This is a genomic window from Streptomyces sp. NPDC001002 (assembly GCF_053599215.1).
Genome location: NZ_JBSFLV010000264.1, coordinates 1 through 6,173, shown reverse-complemented (window position 1 = coordinate 6,173; position 6,173 = coordinate 1). Strand labels below are relative to the sequence as shown.

General features: G+C 68.6%; 4 protein-coding genes and 1 pseudogene. 3 read left to right on the top strand and 2 right to left on the bottom strand.

The features are described 5' to 3' along the window. Positions 1-113: 113 nt before the first annotated feature. Positions 114-1,451: an ABC transporter substrate-binding protein gene (locus ACWDR3_RS46890; RefSeq protein ID WP_450358816.1), complete on the bottom strand. Its 1,338-nt coding sequence runs from the start codon at positions 1,449-1,451 to the stop codon at positions 114-116. Positions 1,452-1,780: 329 nt separating this feature from the next. Between ACWDR3_RS46890 and ACWDR3_RS46885 the strand changes: the two genes are divergently transcribed. Next, complete coding sequence (locus ACWDR3_RS46885; RefSeq protein WP_450358815.1) at positions 1,781-2,782, top strand: LacI family DNA-binding transcriptional regulator; 1,002 nt, start codon at positions 1,781-1,783, stop codon at positions 2,780-2,782. 48 nt (positions 2,783-2,830) lie between these two features. Here ACWDR3_RS46885 and ACWDR3_RS46880 read toward each other — a convergent pair whose 3' ends face one another. Continuing rightward, positions 2,831-3,838 (bottom strand): alpha/beta fold hydrolase, encoded by a 1,008-nt coding sequence (locus ACWDR3_RS46880; protein WP_450358814.1) that lies wholly within the window; start codon positions 3,836-3,838, stop codon positions 2,831-2,833. 259 nt (positions 3,839-4,097) lie between these two features. Here ACWDR3_RS46880 and ACWDR3_RS46875 point away from each other — a divergent pair, with 259 nt between their 5' ends. Then, positions 4,098-6,056, top strand: coding sequence for a PASTA domain-containing protein (locus ACWDR3_RS46875; RefSeq protein WP_450358813.1), 1,959 nt, complete (start codon positions 4,098-4,100; stop codon positions 6,054-6,056). A 44-nt stretch (positions 6,057-6,100) separates the two neighbouring features. Beyond that, positions 6,101-6,173: pseudogene (locus ACWDR3_RS46870) on the top strand (dienelactone hydrolase family protein); the annotation flags it as partial.

Below are 6,173 nucleotides of genomic sequence, written 5' to 3'. Positions count from 1 at the left end.
GGCGAGGTGGTCGGGCTGGCGCCCGCCTCCGTCTACCGCGTGGACGTCGGCGGCCCCCGGACGGTGATGACACCGCGTCGGCGGGACGGGTGGCGATGTCGGTCATGCTTGCGTCACTTGCCCGCCGTTGCCGGGATCGCCAGATCCTTCATCGACTTCAGCGCGGCTGCCTGGGCGGTCGCGAGCGCGTCGGACAGGGTGCCGTCACCGCCCGCCGCCTTGGCGATCGCGTCCTGCAGCGCCAGGTTCACCGTCTTCTGGGTGGGACCCCAGGAGAAGTCCGTGTCGATCTTCTTGGACGAGTCGGCGAAGACGTCGAAGATCTTCTGGTTGTTGTAGTACGGCACACCCTTGGACAGCGCCGGGAGCTTCAGGCCGTCGTTGGCCGCCGGGTACAGACCGCCCAGCTCGTTCTCCATCGCGAGCGCCGCGGGGTCGGTGTTGAGCCAGTTGTTGAACTCGGCCGACTCGTAGAGGTGCTTGCTGCCCTTCATGAACGCGACGGTGGAGCCGCCCCAGTCGCCGGACGTACCGTTCGATCCCCAGGTCGGCATCGGGACGATCGACCACTTGCCCGCCTGCTTGGGGAGGTTGTCCCGCAGACCCGTGTAGCCCCAGGCGGCACCGATCTGGGTGGCGATCTGGTTGTCCTGGTAGGCGGCGTACATCTGCGTCGACCCGTTGGCGACGTCGGTGCGCACGAGCTTGTCGGAGATCAGCTTCTGCCAGTAGTCGGCGACCTGCTTGCTCTTGTCCGACTCCACGGTGACGTGCCACTTGTCGCCGGAGTAGCTGTACATGTTCGCGTTGTTCTGCCAGAGGAGCCCGTTGAACCACTCGGCGTTGTTCGGGTCGAAGAACGTGATGGTGAGCTTCGGGTCCGCCTTGTGCAGCTTCTGGGCGGCGGTGAGGTACTCGTCCCAGGTCGTCGGGACCGCGACGTCGTACTTCTTGAAGAGGTCCGTGCGTACGTACATGGCCATCGGACCGGTGTCCTGCGGGAGGGCGAACACCCCGGTGTCACCGAAGCTGGCCTGCGACCAGGTCCACGGGACGAACTTCGACTTGGCGGCGGCGGCCGTCTTGCAGGCCGAGGCGTCCACGAAGGCGTCCTGGGAGCGCAGGGTCGGCAGCTCGTCGTAGCCGACCTGAGCGAGGTCCGGTGCCTTGCCGGCCTTCAGCGCGTTGCCGATGGCGCCGTACTGGTCGTTGGAGATGTTCTTCGTCTGGACCTGGATGTTCGGGTGTGACTTGTTCCAGAGGTCGACGACCTTGTCCATGCCATTGACGGTGTTCCAGTACTGGAGAGTGACCTTGCCCTTCGAGGGCTCACAGGAGGCCGCGGACGACTTGTCCGAGGAGTCGTCGGACGACGAACATCCGGCGAGCAGGGCGATGCTTGCGGCCGCGGCGACGACGGCGAGGCGGTTACGCGTGATTGTGGTGCTCATATCTTCCGTTCCAGAGAACGACTAGCGACGGTGCTAGGCGGGTCGACGTTGACACCTCAGGCGGATGCCTTCTGGTTGGAATCCTGTTGGAATCAGGGACCGTGAGCGGTAACGTGAGCGCTCACGGGAGCGGTAACGGGAGCGGTAACGGGAGCGGTAACGGAGCAGTTGTTCTGAATTGATTGGGAGTGTGCGCTCGGGTACCACCGAGTGTCAAGACTCTCGAGTGACACAAGCGCCCGTACACACGGTCGCACCACAACTTGGGCCCGGGGCATACTCGGTGCCCCCGCCGAGGCGAGCGCGTCGGCGACAAGCGGAGGTGAGTGATGGCGTCGTCGGGGAGCGGACCCCGCAGGGTCACGATCGACGATGTGGCCCGGAGCGCCGGAGTCTCCCGGCAGACCGTGTCACGGGCGCTCAACGACAAGGACGAGATCGGCGTCTCCACCAAGCAGCGTGTCCTGGACGCCGCCCTCGCGCTGGGATACCGGCCCAGCCGCTTCGCGCGGGGCCTGGTCCGCCAGGACACGATCAGTGTCGGACTCGTCATCCCCGACCTGCTCAACCCCTTCTTCACCGAGGTCGCCGCCGCCGCACTGGACGCGGCACGGGCACGCGAGTGGCACGTCGTCGTCTACGACACCGGCGACCGTATGGAGGAGGAGCGCGGCACCCTCGAAGTGATCGCCTCGCAGGTGGACGCCGTGGTCGGCTACCTCAGCCTGCCGGAGGACGAGATCGACAAGCTGACCCGAGGGCTGCCCGTGGTGCTCATCGACCGCGAACACCGCACCGAACGCTTCAGCTCGATCCGGATCGAAGGCGAGGAGGGCGTCCACGCCGCGATCCGGCATCTCGTCGGGGCCGGCCACCGGCGCATCGGCATGCTCGACCACGCCGAGCGGTCCAGGCCGAGCATCCGCCACCACTGGTTCGACGCGGCGATGTCCGCCTGCGGACTGGACGCCGGAGCGGTGAGCCGGGCGGACCAGAGCGTCGAGGGCGGCGAGGCCGCCCTGCGCGAACTCCTCGTCGCCCACCCCGACGTGACCGCCGTGTTCACCTTCAACGACATCATCGCCATCGGCGCCCTGCGCGCTGCCCGCCGCCTCGGCCGGGAGGTGCCCCGCGACCTCGCCGTGATCGGCTTCGACGGCCTCCGCCTCGGCTCGCTCGTCGAACCGCCGCTGACGACCGTCGCCCTGGACACCCGCGGACTCGGCGCCCTGGCCGTCGAACAGGCGGCCCGACTGCTGACCGGAAGCGGCCCGCTCAGCCGTGACGAACTGGCGGTGGGGGCGGAGTTGAGGTTGCGCGAGTCGGCGTAGCCGGCCGGGGAGACCGCGGGCCAGGCCGGCGTTCGGCGCGCGCCCTCGCTACTTCAGGAAGTCCCGCAGGACACCGACCATCTCTTCCGGGGCTTCGAAAGGCCAGAAGTGGCCGGAGTCGAAGAGGTGCACACCGCTTCCCGGCGGGAGTTTCGCCGCGATGTCCGGATCGGTGTAGAACTCGCGGGGCTGCAGCGGGTCGTCCGCTCCCTGCAGCAGCAGAACGGGGCACTTCCACCGGGGAATGAGCCGGGTGCGCCGCTCGATCCATTCCTGGCGGAACGACGAGGAGTTGAAGTAGCGGGGGACGGCCGTGCTGATGCCGTCGTAGTCGAACTCCTGCACGGTTCGGACCAAGTCCGAAGTCCTCACGGCGCGTTCGGCGAGCAGCGAGTAGGCGGTGACCACGAACCGACGGGCATCGGCGAGGGTGGCCGGAGCGTCGGGCGAGGTGAAGACCGCCTGCTGCGGGTGGAGGTCGGGGTGGAGATGCCAGAGGTGCTGCTGTCCCCGGCCGTAGCGGAGGACGCGGTGGCCCGCCCGCGCCACGAGGTGGTCGCCCACCGGAGTGCCCCGGTCGTGCGTGACCAGGCTGAACCGCCCGATCCCGAGCTGGTCCAGCAGGGCTTCGAGCTGGGCGGCGACCCCTTCCTGACGGAAGTCTCCGGTGCCCTTCTCCGACTGCCCGTAGCCCTTCAGGTCGATGGCCAGGCAGCGGTAGTCGGCGCCGAGAGCCTCAAGCGCGTAGTGCCACTGCCACCAGGAGTCGGGTACGCCGTGGAGGAAGACGACCACGGGAGCATGCGAGGGGCCGGCTTCGACGAAGTGCCAGCGCACGGTCTCGCCGTCACCCGGAGCGTCGACGAAGCGGTGCGTGACGGTGACCTCTCCCAGCCGCTCCTCACCGCCGTCCTCGTCAGGTGTGCGTGGCGGAGTCTCCGGTAGTTCGGCCACCAGCTCGTCCACCCTCGACAGCCTGCCGACCGCCTCGTCCATCACCGCGCGGATACGTACCGGTGGCGCTGTGTAGTCGTACGGAATCGCGTCTTTCGGCATCGCGAAGCCCTCCAGAATGATCCGGCTCGGGTGGCTGCCCGTCGAAGGCCGGTGCTCCTGAACGGAGCGAGCGGGCGCGGGCTTCGAGCGCCCGTCCCTGAGCGCTCGAATGGGCCACTGGATCAAAGTTGATGAAAACATCAGACTGGTGGTGCGTCAAGGGGTCGTAGTTGCCCGTCGGTGTGCAATTATCAGACCTGTGCTCCTCGCCGCCGCGCCCTGCCGGCGGCCTGAATCCCGACCTCTGTGGAGAAGCGCAGTGAACCTCGGCGAACCAGACGACCTGACCATTCCCCACCAGGGGCACCCGGTGGCCCTCCTCGGCGGCCGGTACGAGCTGCGCCTTCTCCTCGGCTCCGGCGGTATGGCCGAGGTGCGTCTCGCACACGACCTCCGGCTCGACCGCAGCGTGGCCGTGAAGACCCTGCGCGTAGACCTGGCCCACGAACCGGTCCTTCAGGAGCGGTTCCGGAGGGAGGCGCAGTCCACCGCGTCGCTCAACCACCCGTCCATCGCGGCGGTGTACGACACCGGGGAGGACATGACCTACGGCGGTCAACTCCCGTACCTCGTCATGGAGTACGTCGACGGGACGACCCTGCGCGAGACCCTGCACTCCGGGCCTTCGCTGACCGTCGAGCGCGCCCTGGAGATCACGGCCGGAGTTCTGCGAGCCCTCGACCACTCCCACCGGCACGGCATCGTGCACCGGGACATCAAGCCGGCCAATGTGATGCTGACCTGGGCCGGAGAGGTCAAGGTGATGGACTTCGGGATCGCCCGCGACGAACGGGACGTCGGTATGACACAGACGTCCGCCGTGCTCGGCACCGCCCTGTACCTCTCGCCGGAACAGGCCATGGGGCGGGAGACCGACGCGCGCTGCGACCTGTACTCCACCGGCTGCCTGTTGTACGAACTCCTCACTCTCCGGCCGCCGTTCACCGGCGAGACACCGATGTCGGTCATGTACCAGCACATCCAGGAGACCCCGCGCCCGCCGAGCCTGTACAACCCCGACGTCGGCCCGCAGGTGGACGCGATCGTGCTGCGCGCCCTGGAGAAGGACGCCGCGAGCCGCTACCAGTCGGCGGAGCACATGCTCGCCGACATAGAGGCGTACCTCGGGTCGGGACCGCCCGCGGCCGGTATCGGACTCCCGCAGCCGGCGAACGACTTGCCGGACGCCGATGTCGACAGGGAGGAGCGCCGGCGTCGCAGGGGAAGCCTCCCGCTGATCTCGGCGGGCGCGATCGTCCTCGTACTGGCCCTGATACTGGGCTGGTTCATGTTCGGGCAGAGCGCGCCCGACGACGGCAAGGCCGATGTGCCCGACCTGGTGGGGCGGACGCTTGAGGAGGCCCGGCGTACGGCGGCCAACGTCGACCTCACGGTCACCGTCGACAAGCGGGAACCCTGTGCCGACCAGCCGAAGGGTCACATCTGCGAACAGAGCCCGGAGAGCGGGGAGTTGGCCAAGGGCGAGGCGGTCGCGGTGACCGTCTCCACCGGCGCGCCCAAGGTCGAGGTGCCGGACGTGACGGACAAGGACAAGGGCGACGCGTCACGGATCCTTGCGGACAAGGGCTTCGCCGTGAAGCTGCGGTACGTCGAGTCCCAGGACGATCCCGGAACCGTCCTCACGCAGAGCCCCGGCGGGGGCGAACGGGCCGAGAAGGGGACCGAGGTGGTCCTCCGGGTGGCGAGAGAAGCGGAGAAGGCCACCGTCCCCGACCTGTCCGGTGCGACCGTCGACGAGGCCAGGAAACTGCTCGCCGAGCAGAACCTCAAGCTGGGCAGCACGACCGAGGTGGAGAGCGGAGCGGAGTCCGGGACCGTGGTCGGACAGAGCGTCGCCTCGGGCGAGGAGGTCGACCCGGGCACGTCGGTCGACGTCAAGGTCGCCAAGGCGGTCCAGACCGTGCAGGTCCCCGCCGACATCACCGGCAAGACGCTCGCCGAGGTCCAGGACGAACTGAGCGCACTCGGCCTCCGGGTGGCCGTCGCGACCGGCTACTCCCAGGCGTCCGACGCGCTGGTGACGTCGAGCACCCCGCAGGCGGGGAGCGAGGTGGAGGCCGGCAGCACGGTGGTCGTCTCCACGCAGGACCCCGACGCCGGTGACTCGGACGAGGACACGGCGACGGGCGGCGACACCGGGGGCGGCTCGGAAACGGCGACACCTCAGTTGCTGCCGCCGCTCCCGCTGCCGAGGTGATGTGTGCAATGGCCGCTGGCCGCTTCTGCCGGGTCTAGGCAGAAGCGGTGCACGCCTTCCACCATCCGCCGGTCGACCACCCCACGGTCCCCGGCGTCGGCTACCACCCACAGCACG

Coding starts and splice junctions, on each gene's coding strand:
- ACWDR3_RS46885 (WP_450358815.1), top strand. CDS start 1,781: ATGGCGTCGTCGGGGAGCGGACCCCGCAGGGTCACGATCGACGATGTG.
- ACWDR3_RS46880 (WP_450358814.1), bottom strand. CDS start 3,838: ATGCCGAAAGACGCGATTCCGTACGACTACACAGCGCCACCGGTACGT.
- ACWDR3_RS46890 (WP_450358816.1), bottom strand. CDS start 1,451: ATGAGCACCACAATCACGCGTAACCGCCTCGCCGTCGTCGCCGCGGCC.